The organism is Flavobacterium sp. 83, assembly GCF_000744835.1.
Classification (GTDB): Bacteria; Bacteroidota; Bacteroidia; order Flavobacteriales; family Flavobacteriaceae; genus Flavobacterium.
Genome location: NZ_JQMS01000001.1, coordinates 939,445 through 957,737 on the forward strand (window position 1 = coordinate 939,445; position 18,293 = coordinate 957,737).

At 35.2% G+C, this 18,293-nt stretch carries 20 protein-coding genes; 8 read left to right on the forward strand and 12 right to left on the reverse strand.

Going from position 1 to position 18,293, the window contains the following annotated elements:
• Window positions 1-2 precede the first annotated feature (2 nt).
• Window positions 3-662, forward strand: a complete 660-nt coding sequence (locus tag T410_RS04070) for a CoA transferase subunit B (RefSeq protein WP_035668918.1) — start codon at window positions 3-5, stop codon at window positions 660-662.
• 133 nt (window positions 663-795) lie between these two features.
• Here T410_RS04070 and T410_RS04075 read toward each other — a convergent pair whose 3' ends face one another.
• From T410_RS04075 to hemA, 11 genes are all read right to left on the reverse strand, one after another.
• Window positions 796-2,235, reverse strand: coding sequence for a nucleoside recognition domain-containing protein (locus T410_RS04075; protein ID WP_035668919.1), 1,440 nt, complete (start codon window positions 2,233-2,235; stop codon window positions 796-798).
• Between the two features lie 78 nt (window positions 2,236-2,313).
• Window positions 2,314-3,027: a 3'-5' exonuclease gene (locus tag T410_RS04080; protein ID WP_035668920.1), complete on the reverse strand. Its 714-nt coding sequence runs from the start codon at window positions 3,025-3,027 to the stop codon at window positions 2,314-2,316.
• A gap of 81 nt (window positions 3,028-3,108) precedes the next feature.
• On the reverse strand, window positions 3,109-3,579 hold the full coding sequence (locus tag T410_RS04085) for a methylated-DNA--[protein]-cysteine S-methyltransferase (protein ID WP_035668921.1): 471 nt from the start codon (window positions 3,577-3,579) through the stop codon (window positions 3,109-3,111).
• A gap of 235 nt (window positions 3,580-3,814) precedes the next feature.
• On the reverse strand, window positions 3,815-4,231 hold the full coding sequence (locus tag T410_RS04090) for a c-type cytochrome (RefSeq protein ID WP_035668922.1): 417 nt from the start codon (window positions 4,229-4,231) through the stop codon (window positions 3,815-3,817).
• 92 nt (window positions 4,232-4,323) lie between these two features.
• Window positions 4,324-5,316 (reverse strand): porphobilinogen synthase, encoded by a 993-nt coding sequence (gene hemB / locus T410_RS04095; RefSeq protein WP_035668923.1) that lies wholly within the window; start codon window positions 5,314-5,316, stop codon window positions 4,324-4,326.
• A gap of 80 nt (window positions 5,317-5,396) precedes the next feature.
• Entirely contained in the window at window positions 5,397-6,299 is a 903-nt protein-coding gene (gene hemF / locus T410_RS04100; RefSeq protein ID WP_035668924.1) for an oxygen-dependent coproporphyrinogen oxidase, read from the reverse strand.
• Window positions 6,299-6,679, reverse strand: coding sequence for a hypothetical protein (locus T410_RS04105; protein ID WP_035668925.1), 381 nt, complete (start codon window positions 6,677-6,679; stop codon window positions 6,299-6,301). The genes hemF and T410_RS04105 overlap by 1 nt, the downstream gene beginning before the upstream one ends.
• A 12-nt stretch (window positions 6,680-6,691) precedes the next feature.
• Entirely contained in the window at window positions 6,692-7,717 is a 1,026-nt protein-coding gene (gene hemE, locus T410_RS04110) for a uroporphyrinogen decarboxylase (protein WP_035668926.1), read from the reverse strand.
• A gap of 22 nt (window positions 7,718-7,739) precedes the next feature.
• Window positions 7,740-8,423, reverse strand: coding sequence for a uroporphyrinogen-III synthase (locus tag T410_RS04115; protein ID WP_035668927.1), 684 nt, complete (start codon window positions 8,421-8,423; stop codon window positions 7,740-7,742).
• A complete protein-coding gene (gene hemC / locus T410_RS04120) occupies window positions 8,423-9,340 on the reverse strand; it encodes a hydroxymethylbilane synthase (RefSeq protein ID WP_035668928.1) in 918 nt (305 codons plus the stop codon). The genes T410_RS04115 and hemC overlap by 1 nt, the downstream gene beginning before the upstream one ends.
• Complete coding sequence (hemA, locus tag T410_RS04125; RefSeq protein ID WP_035668929.1) at window positions 9,340-10,596, reverse strand: glutamyl-tRNA reductase; 1,257 nt, start codon at window positions 10,594-10,596, stop codon at window positions 9,340-9,342. The genes hemC and hemA overlap by 1 nt, the downstream gene beginning before the upstream one ends.
• Window positions 10,597-10,824: 228 nt before the next feature.
• On the opposite strand from hemA, the gene T410_RS04130 reads away from it, so the two are divergent.
• The 7 genes from T410_RS04130 (at window position 10,825) to T410_RS04160 (ending at window position 17,484) form a co-directional block, all read left to right on the forward strand.
• Window positions 10,825-11,700, forward strand: a complete 876-nt coding sequence (locus tag T410_RS04130; RefSeq protein ID WP_035668930.1) for a helix-turn-helix transcriptional regulator — start codon at window positions 10,825-10,827, stop codon at window positions 11,698-11,700.
• A gap of 99 nt (window positions 11,701-11,799) precedes the next feature.
• Window positions 11,800-12,819 carry a ferrochelatase gene (gene hemH, locus T410_RS04135; RefSeq protein WP_035668931.1) on the forward strand — a complete coding sequence of 340 codons (1,020 nt, stop codon included), beginning with the start codon at window positions 11,800-11,802 and terminating at the stop codon, window positions 12,817-12,819.
• A gap of 36 nt (window positions 12,820-12,855) precedes the next feature.
• Complete coding sequence (locus T410_RS04140) at window positions 12,856-14,211, forward strand: MATE family efflux transporter (protein WP_035668932.1); 1,356 nt, start codon at window positions 12,856-12,858, stop codon at window positions 14,209-14,211.
• Window positions 14,198-14,752: a CopD family protein gene (locus tag T410_RS04145; protein ID WP_035668933.1), complete on the forward strand. Its 555-nt coding sequence runs from the start codon at window positions 14,198-14,200 to the stop codon at window positions 14,750-14,752. The genes T410_RS04140 and T410_RS04145 overlap by 14 nt, the downstream gene beginning before the upstream one ends.
• Before the next feature lie 2 nt (window positions 14,753-14,754).
• Window positions 14,755-16,227 carry an ATP-binding protein gene (locus tag T410_RS04150; protein ID WP_035668934.1) on the forward strand — a complete coding sequence of 491 codons (1,473 nt, stop codon included), beginning with the start codon at window positions 14,755-14,757 and terminating at the stop codon, window positions 16,225-16,227.
• A 10-nt stretch (window positions 16,228-16,237) separates the two neighbouring features.
• Window positions 16,238-17,020, forward strand: coding sequence for an enoyl-CoA hydratase/isomerase family protein (locus T410_RS04155; protein WP_035668935.1), 783 nt, complete (start codon window positions 16,238-16,240; stop codon window positions 17,018-17,020).
• Between the two features lie 59 nt (window positions 17,021-17,079).
• Window positions 17,080-17,484, forward strand: coding sequence for a hypothetical protein (locus T410_RS04160; protein WP_035668936.1), 405 nt, complete (start codon window positions 17,080-17,082; stop codon window positions 17,482-17,484).
• A gap of 93 nt (window positions 17,485-17,577) precedes the next feature.
• Here the strand turns inward: T410_RS04160 and T410_RS04165 are convergent, their stop codons facing one another.
• A complete protein-coding gene (locus T410_RS04165) occupies window positions 17,578-18,231 on the reverse strand; it encodes an HD domain-containing protein (protein WP_035668937.1) in 654 nt (217 codons plus the stop codon).
• Window positions 18,232-18,293 lie beyond the last annotated feature (62 nt).

Below are 18,293 nucleotides of genomic sequence, written 5' to 3' on the forward strand. Positions count from 1 at the left end.
TCATGGCATTAGATAAAATAGGAATCGCAAAACGAATCGCACAAGAATTAAAAGACCGTTATTTCGTTAATCTTGGAATCGGAATTCCAACATTAGTGGCAAACTATATCCCAAAAGGAATTGATGTCGAATTTCAAAGTGAAAACGGCGTTCTGGGCATGGGCCCATTCCCATTTGAAGGAGAAGAAGACGCAGATATCATTAATGCCGGAAAACAAACCATTACCACCTTATCGGGCGCATCCTTCTTTGATTCGGCTTTGAGTTTTGGAATGATACGTGGGCAGCATGTTGATTTGACAATTCTTGGCGCTATGGAAGTTGCTGAAAATGGTGATATTGCTAACTGGAAAATTCCAGGTAAAATGGTCAAAGGCATGGGAGGCGCAATGGATTTAGTGGCTTCTGCCGAAAATATTATTGTGGCTATGATGCACGTTAACAAAGCAGGAGAATCAAAAATTCTTAAAAAATGTACTTTACCCTTAACAGGTGTAGGATGTGTTAAAAAAATAGTTACTGAACTAGCTGTTCTTGAAATAACTCCAAAAGGTTTCAAACTATTGGAACGCGCACCAGGGGTAACTGTAGAACACATCATTGCTTCTACTGAAGCTGATTTAATCATTGAAGGTGAAATCCCTGAAATGGTGATTGATTAAACTAAATTTATTTAAATAAATAAAAAGGCACAATCTGAATTACTATTCAAATTGTGCCTTTTTATATGTTCATTAACGGCTTTCAACAAAAACATATTTCAATTTTGAACGCTCTCCAAAATATATTTTCCATTTAGAAAAACCAACTCGCCACTAAAATAGCTGTAATCACACAAACTAAATCAACCAAAAGCATTGTACCAAGCGTGTAACGGGTATTTTTAATTTTAATAGATCCAAAGTAAACGGCAATCACATAAAACGTAGTTTCGGCACTGCATTGAAAAATAGAACTCAATCTACCCGTAAATGAATCTGGTCCAAATGTACGCATCGAGTCAATCATAAAACCTCTTGAACCACCAGAACTAAAAGGTCTAAGCATAGCCACCGGTAAAGAATCCGTGATTTCTTTGCTTACGCCAATATTTGAGAAAACAAAAGAAATTCCGTTACTGATGATTTCAAATAAACCACTGTTTCTAAAAAATGAAATCGCAACTAACATGGTCAAAACATAAGGAAAAATGGTAACTCCAGTCTTAATTCCATTGTTTGCTCCAATAATAAAAGCATCAAAAATAGTGGTGTTTAATGCCGTGAATTTTTTCTCATGTACGAATGAAAACACTAACGTAAAACCTATAATCCCTACTAACATCAATCCTGAAAGATTAGAAGTAAAAAAATTTTTACCTATTAAATCCAATCCATTGATATAAAACAACAATCCTGCAATCGCTGCAATTATTGTGATTAATGCAACCACTATAGAAGCGCTTTTGAAGTTAATTTTTTGTCTGATCCCTACAATTAAGAACGCAGCAATTGTTCCTATGAACGAAGTTAAAATACAAGGCAACATTACATCGGCAGGATTCGCGGCGTTTTCGGCTGCGCGGTACCCGATAATAGAAGTTGGTATCAAAGTCAACCCTGCTGCATGCAAACACATAAACATGATTTGGGCATCGCTGGCTCTATCCTTATCTGGATTAAGGGTTTGCAAACTCTCCATGGCTTTTAATCCAAAAGGAGTTGCAGCCGAGTCTAGTCCAAGAAAATTAGCCGCAAAATTAAGAGTCATATAGGAAATCGATTCGTGATTTTTTGGAACGGTCGGGAATACTTTCACAAAAACAGGACTTAGCATTTTAGCCAATTTTTCGGCTGCACCAGAGTCAATCAGCAATTGCATCAATCCACAGAAAAAAGCCAAATAAGCAATTAACGGAATGATTATGTCAAGCAAACTGTTTTTGCAAGTAGGCAATAAACCATCTGATTTTTGAACACCGCTGTATATTTTTACCGTCTTACTTTTATAAACATAAGTAGTATCGGCATTGATAGTGTCTCTATTGATAATCATGGTCTGATCTGGCGCTTTTTTGATACTGTCGCGGATAAAAGCGGGTACTTGCTCTATGTATTTTTCGGAAAGTAAAACAGGATCGTCTTTTTTTCCGTTCAAAATATAATCAATAGTATAACTATTTCCCGAAAACAAACTAATAACCACAAATACAATTGAAGAAATAAAAATAGCCAACCAAAATCTACTCAATACCATAATCTATAATTTTTGTAAATATAAAAATTTATTAGCAAACGCTATCAAGGTTGCAAACTCTGACAGGATTACGACAAGTTACACATGAATAATTTCCTCCTCAATCAACAAATCTTCTCTTCGCAAGCGGAGGAAAATTTGCGCCACGGCAATGGTGTCTTTTTCACAATACGTTACAATGCGGTCAATGTCTTTTTCTACATAAAAAACATGTCCCACCTGACTGCCGTCAATATCACCTTTTGGAGAAGGGATTCCAAGTACTTTACACATTAACTTTAAAGATGTGTAATGTTTATAGTCGCCAAATTTCCATAATTCCAACGTATCTAAATGCGGAATTTCCCACGGTTTTTTTCCAAATAAATTCAGCTTGTTTGGAATTGCAATTTGATTGATAATCATACGTCGCGCAAGGAACGGAATATCAAATTCCTTGGCATTGTGGCCACATAACGCATGTTGCGGCTGATTGAAATGATTGTTCAACAAATTATTGAAATCAAGCAAAATTTTCTTTTCTTCTCCAAAAAAAGAAGTCACCCTAAAATTCCGAATATCTCCTTTGATGGTAAAATACCCTACCGAAATACAAACTATTTTACCAAATTCAGCCCAAATTCCGGCACGATCATAAAAATCTTCCGGAGTGTATTCATCTTTGCGCTGGTATTGGGTTTTGTTCTCCCAAAGGTCTTTCATTTCAGAATCTAACGCATTGAAATCTTCGGCTTCCGGAACCGTTTCTATATCAAGGAATAGAATGTTATTAAGGTTTATTTTATCTATCATTTTATGGCACGCAGATGACGCGGATTTTACAGATTTGCACGAACTTTCTTAAACGAATATAAGAAATTTATTCATAAACAACTAAAACAAACTTTGTTGCGTGGTTGGATTTTCATGTTCCAACAACCATTTTTTGCGCCATAATCCGCCTGCATATCCCGTTAATGAACCATCTGTCCCAATGACTCTATGACAAGGAACAACTATCCAAAGGGGATTTTTCCCATTAGCTGAAGCGACAGCTCGAATGGCTTTGACATCACCTAATTTTTTAGATAAATCCATATACGACATGGTTTTTCCAAATGGTATTTCCAGTAATCCTTTCCACACTTTCTGTTGAAAATCAGTGCCTTTTGGATTTAATTTAAAATCGAAATCGTTTCTTTTCCCATCGAAATACGCAGTGAGTTGCGAAACGGCATCCTGCAAAATTGTTGGGATCTCATTTGAAATTTCGCCTTCATCAGAAACTGAAATTACTGAAATTCCATCTTCATCCCCAATGATTGTAGCGATTCCTAAAGGCGTTTTGATGTAAGCTGTTTCCATGTTTTAAAGATAAAAAAATTAACCACCATGTTCATGAAGAAGTAAAAAATGGACGTTCATTAAAAATAAAAAACCATCCGATTATACGAATGGTTCTTGTATTTTAGCCCCGATAGAAGGGAAAATCCTTTCTAGTCCTGAACTTGTTTCAGGATCCCGAAACAAGTTCAGGACTAGAAAGATTGGAATGATAGCGGGATTAGCTCCTTATTTTGATTATTATAAGAATAAAAATCTATTTCAGATTTGAATACACATACGCTTCTAATCCTTTTAACTCTTCGTCAGTCATTGTTTTTGTAAGGACAATATTTGGTTGCATTAATGCATATTGAGCTGGATCTACAATAGGTTTGCTTTCTCCTTTCAAGAAAGTAATAATGTTACCATTTTTCTCTTTGTACATTTTGGCAATGTCTTGTAAGCTTGGCCCTATTAGCTTTGAATCCGTTTTATGGCAAGAAACGCAAGTTCCTTTTCCTTTAAAAATTGACTCTCCTAATTGTTCCGGCGTTTGAACTTCTACTGGCATTCCTTCAGAAGGTGCCGCTTCTGTTGTTGTTGGTTCTGTTTGTTTTTCAGCTGATTCCCCTTCTTGCTTTTTACAAGAAAAAGCTAAAAATGCGACTGCAATTATTAATACTCTTTTCATTTTAGTTTTTTTAGTTTTCTCAAAAATAATTTATTTTTTGAAATTAAAATCAAAAAACAGAATTAAAATTATTAGAATCAAAAATCTAGATCTTATTTGTTTAAAAGTATAGCAGCTTCTTTAGCAAAATAAGTCGAAATCAAACTTGCTCCTGCTCTCTTGATACACATTAATTGTTCCATCATGATTTTATCGTGATCTAGCCAGCCTCTTTCGGCAGCAGCTTTAATCATCGCGTATTCTCCCGAAACATGATATACGGTTACTGGAACATTTACCGCATTTTTGACTTCACGAACAATGTCTAAATAAGCTATCCCTGGTTTTACCATGACCATATCAGCGCCTTCTTCTACGTCCCACAACGCTTCTTTGATAGCTTCGATACGATTGGCATAATCCATTTGGTAAGTTTTTTTGTCTTTTGGAATTTCAGTGGCGTCAACAGGAGCGCTGTCTAATGCATCACGGAAAGGTCCGTAAAATGCAGAAGCGTATTTTGCCGAATAACTCATGATACCTACGTTATGAAAACCCGCAGCATCCAGACCTTCGCGCAAACGCAACACGCGTCCGTCCATCATGTCAGATGGTGCAACAAAATCGGCGCCGGCTTGCGCATGAGAAACGGCCATTTTCACCAAAGCATCATTCGTCGAATCGTTTTCTATATCACCGTTTGCAATAATTCCGTCATGACCATAAATAGAATAAGGATCTAAAGCTACGTCAGGCATTACAATCATTTCCGGACAAGCGGCTTTGATGGCACGAATGGCATTTTGCATCAATCCGTTTGGGTTCCATGCTTCCAGTCCGGTATTGTCTTTTAAATTTTCACTTACTTTTACATAAAGATTCACCGCACGAATTCCCAATGCAAATATTTCTTTGACTTCTTCTACGGTTAAATCTATCGAACGACGGTAAATTCCAACCATAGAAGGAATTTCTACCTTTATATTTTCACCTTCTGTAATAAACATAGGAAACATAAAGTCCGCCGGACTTAAACTAGTTTCACGAACTAAACTTCTAATCGATTCGTTTGTTCTTAATCTTCTGCCTCGTTGTAATGGGAACATCTATTTTTGTTTAAAGTTTCAGGTTTAAAAGTTTAAAGTTAAACCCATTTAAAATTTAAAATTCAGAATTTAAAATAAATCTAAAGCCAATCTCTTGGACTCTCTAATACGTTTACTAATTTTTCTTCTTCGCTTCCCGCTTCTGCGTGATGGTCATATACCCATTGCACGTGCGGCGGTAAACTCATTAGGATACTTTCGATTCTTCCGTTGGTTTTTAGTCCAAATAAAGTGCCTTTATCGTGAACCAAATTAAACTCTACATAACGCCCACGACGGATTTCCTGCCAGGTTCTTTGTTCTGGAGTATATGGCAAATCTTTTCTTTTTTCTACAATTGGAACATACGCTTCGAGGAAACTATTTCCAACTTCAGTTACAAAGTTGTACCAATCCTGCATACTCATGTCATCTGTTGCTTTACAATAATCGAAAAACAATCCGCCAATTCCTCGTGCTTCATTACGATGTGCATTCCAAAAATAGGCATCACATTGTTTCTTGTATTTTGGATAAAACTCCGAATTATGTTTGTCGCAAGCGGTTTTACAGGTTTGATGAAAATGAATCGCATCTTCTTCAAACAAATAATACGGTGTTAAATCTTGTCCGCCTCCGAACCATTGCTGAATCACGTTTCCATTATCATCGTACATTTCGAAATAACGCCAATTGGCATGAACAGTTGGAGTCATTGGGTTTTTTGGGTGCAAAACCAAACTCAATCCACAGGCAAAAAAATCAGCTTCACCCACGTTGAACATCTTTTGCATCGCTTCGGGTAATTTCCCGTGAACTGCCGAAATATTAACGCCGCCTTTTTCGAAAACTTTTCCGTTTTCTATCACGCGTGTTCTTCCGCCACCACCTTCCGGACGTTCCCAAAGGTCTTCACGGAATTTAGCTTCACCTTCAACTGCTTCCAATCCTTTACAGATTTGGTCTTGAAGGTTTTGTATGTAAGTGTAAAATTTATTTTTCACTATAAATTTGTTTTTGCAGAAGCTATTTTACTATTGATTCCAAATGAAAACACTTTACTTTCCTGCTGAATGTAATTGTAAATCGCAATCGCTTTTTCAGAAAAATTAAACGGATTGTCTTTCGAAGCAATCACTAAAAAATCGGCAAATTGCTCTAGCTGATTCCAATCCAAATGGCAACGCAACAAATGCGTAATTAAATCCTTTTCATTTGAATCAATCAGACTTTGAATGTTCAATCCAAAGTCTTTTAATTGCTCTTCTATGTTTATTTTATCTTCTAAATCCCAAAACTTAGGCACAAAGACGATGGAAAGCAATGTTTTCAATACATTGTCTATTCGAATATTTTCCTGATCTCGTAATCCTTTGTTTAGCATTTCTATGAAATCTTATTGATTGTACTCTTTTACTGCATCGATAAATGCTTTCGCGTGATCCACAGGAATATTTGGTAAAATTCCGTGACCTAAATTCACTATATATTTGTCTTTTCCGAATTCGTCGATCATTTCGTGCACCATTTTCTTGATAACCGGAATTGGAGATAATAATCTTGATGGATCAAAATTCCCTTGTAAAGTGATATTTCCACCTGACAAGTATCTTGCATTTCGCGGCGAACAAGTCCAATCCACTCCTAATGCTGATGCTCTACTTTTCCCCATTTCGCCTAATGCAAACCAACATCCTTTTCCAAAAACAATTACCGGTGCATCATCAGCTAAAGCTTCAATGATTTGGTTGATGTATTTCCAAGAAAATTCCTGGTAATCTACTGGAGACAACATTCCGCCCCAAGAGTCAAAAATTTGAACTGCATTTACTCCTGCTTTTACTTTTTCTTTTAAATATAAAATAGTGGTATCGGTAATTTTTTGCAATAAAACATGAGCTGCTTCTGGATATTGGAAACAGAATCCTTTGGCCATATCAAAACTTTTAGAACCTTTCCCTTCTACTGCATAACACATAATTGTCCAAGGTGAACCTGCGAAACCAATTAATGGCACCTCATCATTCAGCATTTCTTTAGTCAATTTGATAGCATCAAAAACGTAACCTAAAGTTTCATTTACATTTGGAACGATTACTTTCTCCACATCTTGAATCGTACGAATAGGATTTGGTAAATACGGACCAAAATTAGGTTTCATCTCCACTTCAATTCCCATTGCTTGTGGAATTACTAAAATGTCTGAGAACAAAATGGCAGCATCTGGAGCAATTCTTCTTATTGGTTGTACTGTTATTTCAGCAGCTAATTCTGGCGTTTGACAACGGGTGAAAAAATCATATTTATCACGCAAAGCGATGAATTCCGGTAAATATCTTCCGGCTTGACGCATCATCCAAACTGGTGGACGTTGTACAGTTTCTCCTTTTAGTGCTCTTAAAAATAGGTCGTTCTTAATCATGTATTTAAATTTTAGCAGATTGCTAGATGCTTTCCGTTTTATAATATTCAATAACTTCCTCAATCACCTCTTCGATAGTTGGTGTTTCGGCAATTACTATGTTTTTAATTTTCTTTGTTTCTAATGCTGAAGCTGTAGTGGTACCTATGCAAAAACAAACTTCATTCTTTATTTTATTGTTTGTCAGATAACTTTCAACGGCAGATGGGCTAAAAAATAGAATTCCGTCAAAATTTTCTTGATCTGATATTTTAAAAGGCGCAAGTGTTGTTTGATACACTTCGATTTCATTAAAAGTTATTCCTGCGCTTTTTAAAGCTTCAGGTAATGTTTCTTTACGCAAATTTCCACTAAAAAAAGTATAACTTTCCTTATTGTAAATTAAAGTGATTATTTCAGCTAATTCAGATGCGTAATCCAAATAAACATCAACTGTAAATCCATGTGACTCCAGTAATTCCTTGGTTTTGATGCCTACACAAAAAACTGGTTTAGTCTTTAAAACTTCCCAACCGTTTTGTTCTATCAAACTTAAAACAGCATTTTGGCTGCTAAAAATCAAGTTGTTGTTGATTGTTTTCAGTTCAAAAAGGTTGTTTTTAATTTCGATGAAATCCTGTTCTAAAAGATCAAAATTAGCATCAAGAAATACTTGCCTTTGTTCTGCCGACAATGTTTTGGTGGATAAAATGCTTGTTTGGCTCATTATTTCTTCAAATTATTTTTAATTTCTGTCATCAATTCTACTCCGCCATTTTCTAGAATTTCTTTGGCACAATAAAAGCCTAATTTCTTCCATTCTTGCATCGCAACGGTTTTTTCAATTTCGATTTTTTGCTTTCCATCGATAGAAAACAAAACACCTTTAAACAAAATATCATCTTCTACAAAAACTGCTAAAGCGCCAATTGGTGCCGTACAACCGCCTTCGAGTGTTTTTAAAAACTGTCTTTCGATATGTGTACAAACTTCGGTATCAATATCATTCAATTCAGAAACCGCCTCTCTACAAAATTCATCATTTGCCATGGCAACAACTACCATTGCACCTTGAGCCGGCGCCGGAATCATCCAGTCCAAATCGATATAATTAGAAGGTTTCAAGTTGATTCTTTCCAATCCTGCTGCCGCAAAAACAGCTCCGTTCCAATCGCTTTCCTGCAATTTTTGCATTCTGGTATTCACGTTTCCGCGTAAATCAACTACTTTATGATTGGGATATTTATTTAACCATTGTGCCTGACGACGCAAACTTCCAGTGGCAATTGTGCCTTCTCCATCAAGAAAATCAAGGTTTCCTTTATGTACCAAAATATCCAACGTATTCGCTCTTTCCAGAACGGCCGCCTGTACAATTCCTATTGGCAAAGCCGTAGGAACATCTTTCATGGAATGCACTGCAATATCAACCTGACCATTTATCATGGCGATATCGAGGGTTTTAGTAAAAATTCCTGTGATTCCTAATTCGTAGAGTGGTTTGTCAAGGATAATATCTCCTTGTGATTTTACTGCAGTAATTTCGGTTTTATAACCTAAATCATTTAGTTTTTTTTCGACGGTGTGGGCTTGCCAAAGTGCGAGTTCACTGTCGCGGGTTCCTATGCGTATAATTTTGCTCATTATTTTGTAGTCGCTCCTATTTTGAAAACTTTCTCAATCCATTCAATACTTTCATCTACCATAGTATCATCATCTTTCAAATGGTTTGCAAAATGTGTGGTTATTTTTTGGATAATTCTATTGCTGATAATTTCAGCTTGTTCTTCATTGAAATTCGAAATTTTCTTGCTTTGAAAATCCAATTCGGATGTTTTTATCGCGTTCAATTTTGCTTTCAAGGCATTGATTGTAGGGGCAAATTTTCTGCCTTTGGTCCAAGTAATAAATTCTTCTTTTATTTCTTCAATGATAGCTTCGGCAGCAGGAATATGTTTTTTTCTATTTTCTAAAGTCTCGTCTGTAATTTGAGACAAATAATCCATATGAATTAGCGTAACGCCTTCCATTTCTTCCACATCTTCATTCACATTTTTCGGAATGGATAAATCCAGAATCAATAATGGTTTTTTCAAATTCAGAATGGCTTTATCGACAGTAGGATTTTGAGCACCTGTAGCCACTACAACAACATCTGCTTTTTGCAATTCAAGATGCAATTCTGAATAATCTTTTACAATTAAGTTCAACTTTCCGGCTAATTTTTCCGCTTTAGCTTTCGTTCTGTTGATTAAAGTAATATGTTCGTTTTTAGTATGTTTTACTAAATTTTCGCAGGTATTTCTACCTATTTTTCCTGTACCAAATAATAGAATATTTTTGTTTCCTATCTCTTCTACATTCTTAATGATATATTGAACAGCAGCAAATGAAACCGACGTAGCTCCAGAGCTAATTTCCGTATCCGTTTTTATTTTTTTGCTGGCTTGTATAACGGCATTAACCAATCTTTCCATAAAAGCATTGGATAAACCCAAAGATTTCGACTGTGAAAAACTTGATTTTATTTGTGCAATAATTTCAAAATCACCCAGGATCTGACTATCTAAACCCGTTCCTACTCGAAACAAATGACTGATTGCTTCTTGATTTTTATACACAAAACCAACCCTTTGAAATGCTTCAACGGATCCTTGACTATTCTCACAAATTAATTTGATTAATTGAAATGGATGTTCCGCATAACCATAAATCTCAGTACGGTTGCAGGTAGATGTAACTATTAAACTCTCTATTCCTTCGGTTTTAGCTTGTTCCAGTAAACGCGTTTTTGCAGCGGCATCTAAACTAAACTTACCTCTAATCTCAGCATCTGCTTTTTTATAACTCAATCCAACGGAGTAAAAATAGTGATGCTTTGATGTATTGTTGTTTTCCATATTTGCACTTTTCAAGAAAGTGGAACAAAATTATCACTATAGTATTTATAAAAGTAACGCTAGAAGTTCTTTTTGTATCGCTAAGGGATTTTTTAATTCTAATTGCTTATTTTATTGTAAAAAATTCTATTTTTGTAGTGAAATCAAGTTGTTTGAATCGCTCTATTTAGAGCTATTCTAAATAAAAAGGTCTGATAATTATCATTTTCATATTAAAAAAATATCGCTATGAGTTCACACGAAACTATAACAATCGAAGATGATTTTACCCTACTTCGTTTTCAAAATGATAGTTCAGAGCTTTTTCATGCACAACGCGAAGTAGGTAGTGGGCTGATTCAGTTTCATTTTGGATTAAAAGGAAGTGCTAAATTCATTTTCAATCAAGGGAATTATGCTTTGGAACTAAAAGAAGAGAAATCATTGCTTTTATACAACCCTCAGAAAGAATTACCTTTAAATTTAGAACTTGCGCCAAATTCCTGGGTAATTTCAGTAATTATTTCAATTAAAAAGTTTCACGCTTTATTTTCGACCGAAGCCGATTATATTACTTTTTTAAGTGCCGATAACAAAGACAAAAAATATTATAACGAAGGAAATATCAGTCCGTCTATGGCAATTGTCTTATCCCAATTGTTCCATTACAGTTTGCATCCTTCTATAAAAAACCTTTATTACAAAGGAAAAGGATACGAATTATTGAGTTTGTATTTTAACCGAACTGAAGATCCAAACGCGGAACAATGTCCGTTTTTAATTGATGAAGATAATGTGATAAAAATAAAAAAAGCCAAAGAAATTATCATTGCCAATATGGCTGAACCACCCGGTTTACAGGAATTAGCGGATGAAATAGGTTTGAATTTAAAGAAACTAAAAATGGGTTTCAAACAAATTTATGGCGATACGGTTTATGGTTTTCTATTTGACTACAAAATGGATTTTGCGCGAAAATTACTCGACAGCGGCTCTTATAACGTAAACGAAGTGGGATTAAAAATTGGGTATAGTACCGGAAGCCATTTCATCGCAGCATTCAAAAAGAAATTTGCCACTACGCCAAAGAAATATTTGATGTCAATAAACCCAAATATGGAGTAAACAATTGATTTCGTATATTAAACAATAAATAAAAAATAGTTAATCGCAATTTATAAAAAAGTAAGTTTAATTACTTTTGTACCAACAAAAAAAGACAACATGAAAGGTGTATTATTAGTTAATTTAGGTTCTCCGGAAAGTCCAACTCCTAAAGATGTAAAACCATATTTAGATGAATTTTTAATGGACAAATACGTAATTGACGTTCCGTTTTTGTTACGAGCCCTATTGGTTCGTGGAATAATTTTACAAACAAGACCTAAAAAATCAGCTGCCGCTTACGCAAAAATATGGTGGGACGAAGGTTCTCCGCTTGTCGTGATTTCGAAAAGAATGCACGCCAAAGTAAAACAACTTGTTGACATTCCTGTTTCCTTAGCAATGCGTTACGGAAATCCATCTTTATTGTCTGGTTTACAAGAATTACATGATAAAGGGGTAAATGAAGTATTGCTTTTTCCATTGTATCCACAACATGCGATGGCTTCTACGACTACCATTCTGGAATTAGCCGAAGACTTGCGTAAAAAGCACTTTCCGGAAATGAAATTTACGATCGTTCCCGCATTTTATAACAAACCCGATTATTTAAAAAACCTAGCCGATTCTATCAAAGGTCATTTAAAAGGTTTTGATTACGATCATTTGTTATTCTCCTACCACGGAATTCCGGAGCGTCACATTCGTAAGACGGATATCACCAAATCACATTGTAAAATTGACGGTTCTTGTTGCAACACGCCTTCACCGGCGCATGAATTTTGTTACCGCCATCAATGTTACGAAACCACAAAACAAGTGGTGAAATTACTGGGAATTCCAGAAGGAAAATACAGCCAGACTTTTCAATCTCGATTAGCGGGAGATAAATGGTTGACACCATACACGGACGTTGAAGTGAATAAAATGCCCGAAAAAGGAATTAAAAAATTGGCCGTTGTAACGCCTGCCTTTGTATCTGATTGTTTGGAAACTTTGGAAGAAATTGCCATGGAAGCCAATCATGAATTCAAAGCTCATGGTGGTGAGGAATTTTTAGCAATTCCTTGTTTGAACGACAGCGACGATTGGTGTAAAACAGTAAGCAATTGGATTACGAATTGGTCAAACGCATCTTAATCTGTTAAAGTTGACTCTGAAAAAATAAAGGCTTAAATGGCTGTTACCGCCGATGAACTAGGAACTCAGGACATCAAAAAACTCTTGATAAAACAAGCAGTTCCGTCTTCTATTGGGATCTTATTCATGTCAGTCAACATCTTGATTGACACCATTTTTGTTGGACAATGGATTGGTTCTTTAGCTATTGCGGCGGTAACCGTTGTATTGCCCATTACTTTCTTGATTTCATCATTGGGAATGGCAATTGGTGTGGGCGGAGGTTCTGTTCTTTCTAGAGCTTTAGGATCCAATCATAAAGAAAAAGCATTGCACACTTTTGGAAATCAAATCATGATGACGTTTTTATTGTCCTCTGTTTTTGTGATTTTTGGTGTATTTTTTAGTGATGAAATGCTACTACTTTTTGGCGCCAAAGGCGAAATAATGAAACCTGCCAAGGACTTTTTCTTTCCCATTATTCTATCAGTTCCATTTCTTGCACTTTGCATGATGGGCAACAATATTATCCGTGCAGAAGGCAAAGCTAAATTTGCCATGATTGCCATGATTATACCTGCTTTTGTCAATATTGCACTCGATATTCTTTTTATAAAAGTGATGAATTTAGGAATGTTCGGTTCGGCAATGGCAACGGCGATTTCCTATTTCATGTGCTTTTTGTTTGTCCTTTGGTTTTTTGTTTTTAAAAGCGAATTAAAACTCCGAGCGCGACATTTTAAGTTTAAACTTCCAATTGTAAAAGAAATCACGGAATTAAGTTTCGTCACCTTTTCCAGACAAGGAGTGGTGAGTATTTTATCCATAATTTTAAATCATACTTTATATACCTACGGAGGCGAACATTCTGTTGCAATTTATGGAATTATCAGCCGAATGCTGATGTTTGCTTTGTTTCCAATATTAGGAATTACGCAAGGTTTTCTACCTATTGCTGGATTCAATTATGGAGCAATGAATTATGAAAGAGTTAAAGAAAGCGTACTACTTTCGATAAAATACGCTGCAGTTTTAGCCTCGCTGATTTTTGTGGTTATTTTAATTTTTGCCAAACCTATAGTCGCTATTTTTACTACAGACACACTCGTAATTGCTCAAACTCCTGAAGCTTTACGTTGGGTTTTTGCAGCTTCGCCAATTATTGCCGTTCAACTCATTGGTGCAGCTTATTTTCAAGCTGCTGGAAAAGCTAAAAAAGCCTTACTATTGACTTTGAGTAAGCAAGGATTTTTCCTGATTCCGTTAGTGCTGATTCTACCAAATTTTTTAGGTATTTTTGGAGTCTGGATTGCATTCCCAATTGCCGATGTACTTTCAACAATACTCACTGGTTATTTTCTAAAAAAAGAAATGAACACAAAATTGATTCAAAAAAACGATGGAATACTATAATTACCTGAAATCTTTACACCTCATCTTTGTAATCACATGGTTTGCAGGACTTTTTTACATTGTTCGTTTATTTGTTTACCAAATAGAAGCGGCTCAAAAACCATCTCCAGAGAAGGAAATTCTGCAAAAACAATACAAAATAATGAGCTATCGCCTGTGGTATATCATTACTTGGCCATCGGCAGTTTTAGCAAGTATATTTGCTTTTTGGATGTTGTTATTTACTGATTTAGGTCATGCTTGGTTGCAAATGCCTTGGATGCACGTAAAACTTGGCTTCGTATTTGTACTGTATTTGTATCATGGAAAATGCCAGCAAATATTCAAACAATTGCAGAACGACGAAATAAAATACACGACAAATTTCATGCGTTTATGGAATGAAGGAGCAACTATAATACTTTTTTCGGTGGTTTTTTTAGTTATTCTAAAAAATGCCTTTAACTGGATTTATGGGGTAATAGGAATTATTCTATTCTCTGTATTGATCATGCTTGGATTTAGATTTTATAAACGAATTCGGGAGCGAAATCAATCTTAATTATGTTCAAAAACTTCAAAATATCGATGCTTTCTTTACGAATCAGGATTTTCCTTTCGATGATTGTATTGATAGTTATGGCATCTATATTACTAGCGTCTATTTCTATTATTCAATTTAAAAATGAAGCTAAAGAATACCATCAAGAACGTTTAGAACGAAAAGAAGATGCTATAAAAGAACATATCAATTATGTACTTTCTACTACAACATATCCATTAACAACGAAGAATTTAGGTTTAATCTTCAAAGACAAAATTCACGAATTAGCGCAAATTCACAATATTGAAATCAATATTTACAGTCTTGACGGGAAACTGCTAAAATCATCCAAAGAATCCTTTTCAGTAGACAAAGTCTCCCCACCGATACCAAAATACATTCTTAAACTGGTACGATCTTCCATAGAAAAAAGATACGTTGATATTAAAACTATCGATGGAATCAAGAACCGTTCTTCCTACAGCCAAATTAAAGATGATAAATTCAAGCCTTTAGGTGTTTTAAATTTACCTTATGTAGAAGATGACGGTTTTTATGAAAATGAATTAAACAGTTTCCTCATCCGCCTGGGACAAGTATATTCATTTATGTTGATTGTTGCATTCGCATTGGCCTATTTCCTATCTACTTACATCACAAAATCTTTAAAAACAATTTCTGATAAACTTAGTGAAACGAGTTTAAATCAAAAAAACGAAAAAATCCTATTAGAAGCCAGCAGTAAAGAAATCAATTTATTGATAAAGGCATACAACGGAATGGTGGACGAATTAGAGAAAAGTGCCATAAAATTAGCCCAAAGCGAAAGAGAAGAAGCTTGGCGCGAAATGGCAAAACAAGTGGCACATGAAATCAAGAATCCACTTACGCCAATGCGACTGACGGTACAAAGTTTTCAAAGAAAATTTGACCCAAATGATGTTGATGTCAAACAAAAAATGAAGGACTACTCAGAGACTTTAATACAACAAATTGATACGATGAGTGCCGTCGCTTCGGCTTTTTCGAATTTTGCTTCTATGCCCGCACAACAAAATGAAACGTTGAATGTGGTGGAAGTTGTAGAACTTGCCATGGATATTTTTAATGAAGACTATATTGTGTTCCAAAGTGATTCGCCTGAAATTATTTCGAAAATTGACCGAACACAACTCATTCGAATTATTACAAATTTAGCTAAAAATGCTATTCAGTCCATTCCTGAAAATCAAGAAGAAAAATCAATACTTGTTTCTATAAAAAAAGTATCAGATAATGTCTTGATTACTTTTGCCGATAATGGAATTGGTATTCAAACTAAAGATATTGACCGCATATTTGAACCTAAATTCACCACCAAAAGTAGCGGAATGGGTCTTGGTCTTGGTATTATTAAAAACATTATCGAAAATTATAAAGGAACGATTACCTTTGATACTGAATATGGAAAAGGAACCACTTTCACGGTTTCACTTCCAATAATTAATTCCTAAAATTAAAATCATGAATTACGATACTATTTTAATTACAACAGAGAATAATACTGCAACGATTACCATAAATCGTCCAACAAAACTCAATGCCTTAAACAAAGCTACTATTACTGATTTGTACAAAGCATTCAAAACGTTAGGTAAAAACAATGAAATTCGTGCTATTATTCTAACTGGAAGTGGCGAAAAAGCTTTTGTAGCCGGAGCTGATATTGCTGAATTTGCTAATTTTTCTATCGAAGAAGGAATGCAGTTAGCCGCTGAAGGACAGGAAAAATTATTTGATTTTATCGAAAACCTTAAAACTCCTGTAATTGCAGCAATCAATGGTTTTGCATTGGGTGGCGGACTAGAATTGGCAATGGCATGTCATTTCAGAGTCGCTTCAGAAAATGCAAAAATGGGTTTGCCTGAAGTTTCTCTAGGACTTATTCCTGGTTATGGCGGAACGCAACGTTTACCACAATTGATAGGAAAAGGACGCGCCATGGAAATGATCCTGACCGCAGGAATGGTAACTGCACAAGATGCCTACAGAACAGGATTGGTGAATCACGTCGTACCTGAAGCAGAACTTTTAGATTACTGTATAAGTGTAGCAAATAAAATAATAAAGAATTCGCCTTACGCTATTGGCAAAGCTGTAAAAGCAGTTAATGCCAGTTTTAAAGAAGGCAAAAATGGCTATGAAACCGAAATAAAAGCTTTTGGAAAATGTTTTGGAACCCAAGATTTTAAAGAAGGGACAACCGCATTTCTAGAGAAAAGAAAAGCAGTTTTTACCGGAAAATAAGAAAAAATAAGCAAATTTGCAGAATTTTAAAAATTCAATACAACATCTAAAATATAATTATGTCCTTCCAGCCTGTATTTGCCCAATTTTGGGGAAAAGTAAAAGAAAGTATCGAAAATAAAACCTACGCCAAATTAACTTTGGCAAAAACCATAGGCGACACTGAATTGAAAAACATTTATGTGCGTCCTGTTTTATTAGAAAATGACGTTTTCAGTCTTTCAGTTACGGCGCGTTACAAAACCGAAGAAATTGAAAGTTTCCATTCCTTGGAAGAAGCTTTTTTTGTTTTGGCTCCTTATATGAATAACCCGTTTTTAACCGCTTTACTGTTTACAACAGAGAACGATGTCACCTTTAAACTTAACAAAAAAAGAGTAGGAAGCATTATAGAACAAGCACCAACTTTCAAGAATGCTTCGGATGTAATTCTGGAAATGAAAGAAAAAGGAATTTCTATTTAAGATTTTTGATTAACGATTGCTGATTTTTGAATTAAAAAACCAGCAATCAATAAACATCTGAAATTTAAAATCGTTAATCTGCAATCAAAAATCTCATTTCTCTCCTTCCCATTCCGCATAAAACTGAGCGAGAAAACCTTCCATGTAACGGTGTCTTTCCTGTGCAATTTGTTTTCCGGTTTGGGTATTCATTTTATCTTTTAAAAGTAGTAATTTTTCGTAAAAATGATTCAAAGTTGGCGAATCGTTCTTCTTGTACTCCTCTTTTGTCATGTTTGAATTTGGGGCAATTTCAGGGTCATACAGCGTTCTATTTTTAAATCCGCCATAATTGAATGCTCTAGCGATTCCAATGGCACCAATCGCATCCAAACGATCCGCATCCTGAACGACATCGAGTTCTATTGAAGAAAATTTCTTTTCGAAATTCCCCCCTTTGTAAGATATATTTTCAATGATATTCCTAACATGAAGAATGATTTCTTGGTCAACCTTTTCAGATTCTAAGAATTCCCTTGCTATTCTTGGACCAATCGTTTCGTCACCGTCGTGAAACTTACTGTCAGCAATGTCATGCAGCAAAGCGCCTAATTGAACTACAGTAGTATCGCAAATTTCATTTTTAGCAATTAAAAGGGAGTTTTTATACACTCTCTCGATATGAAACCAGTCGTGTCCGCCTTCGGCATTTTCTAGTTTTGTTTTTACAAAAAGAATAGTTTTACTAATTAAATCGGCGTTGTTCATTGTTATATTTTGTAAAAAAAATGTTGATTTTCAAAGACGAGCTTTAAAAATCAACATCAATT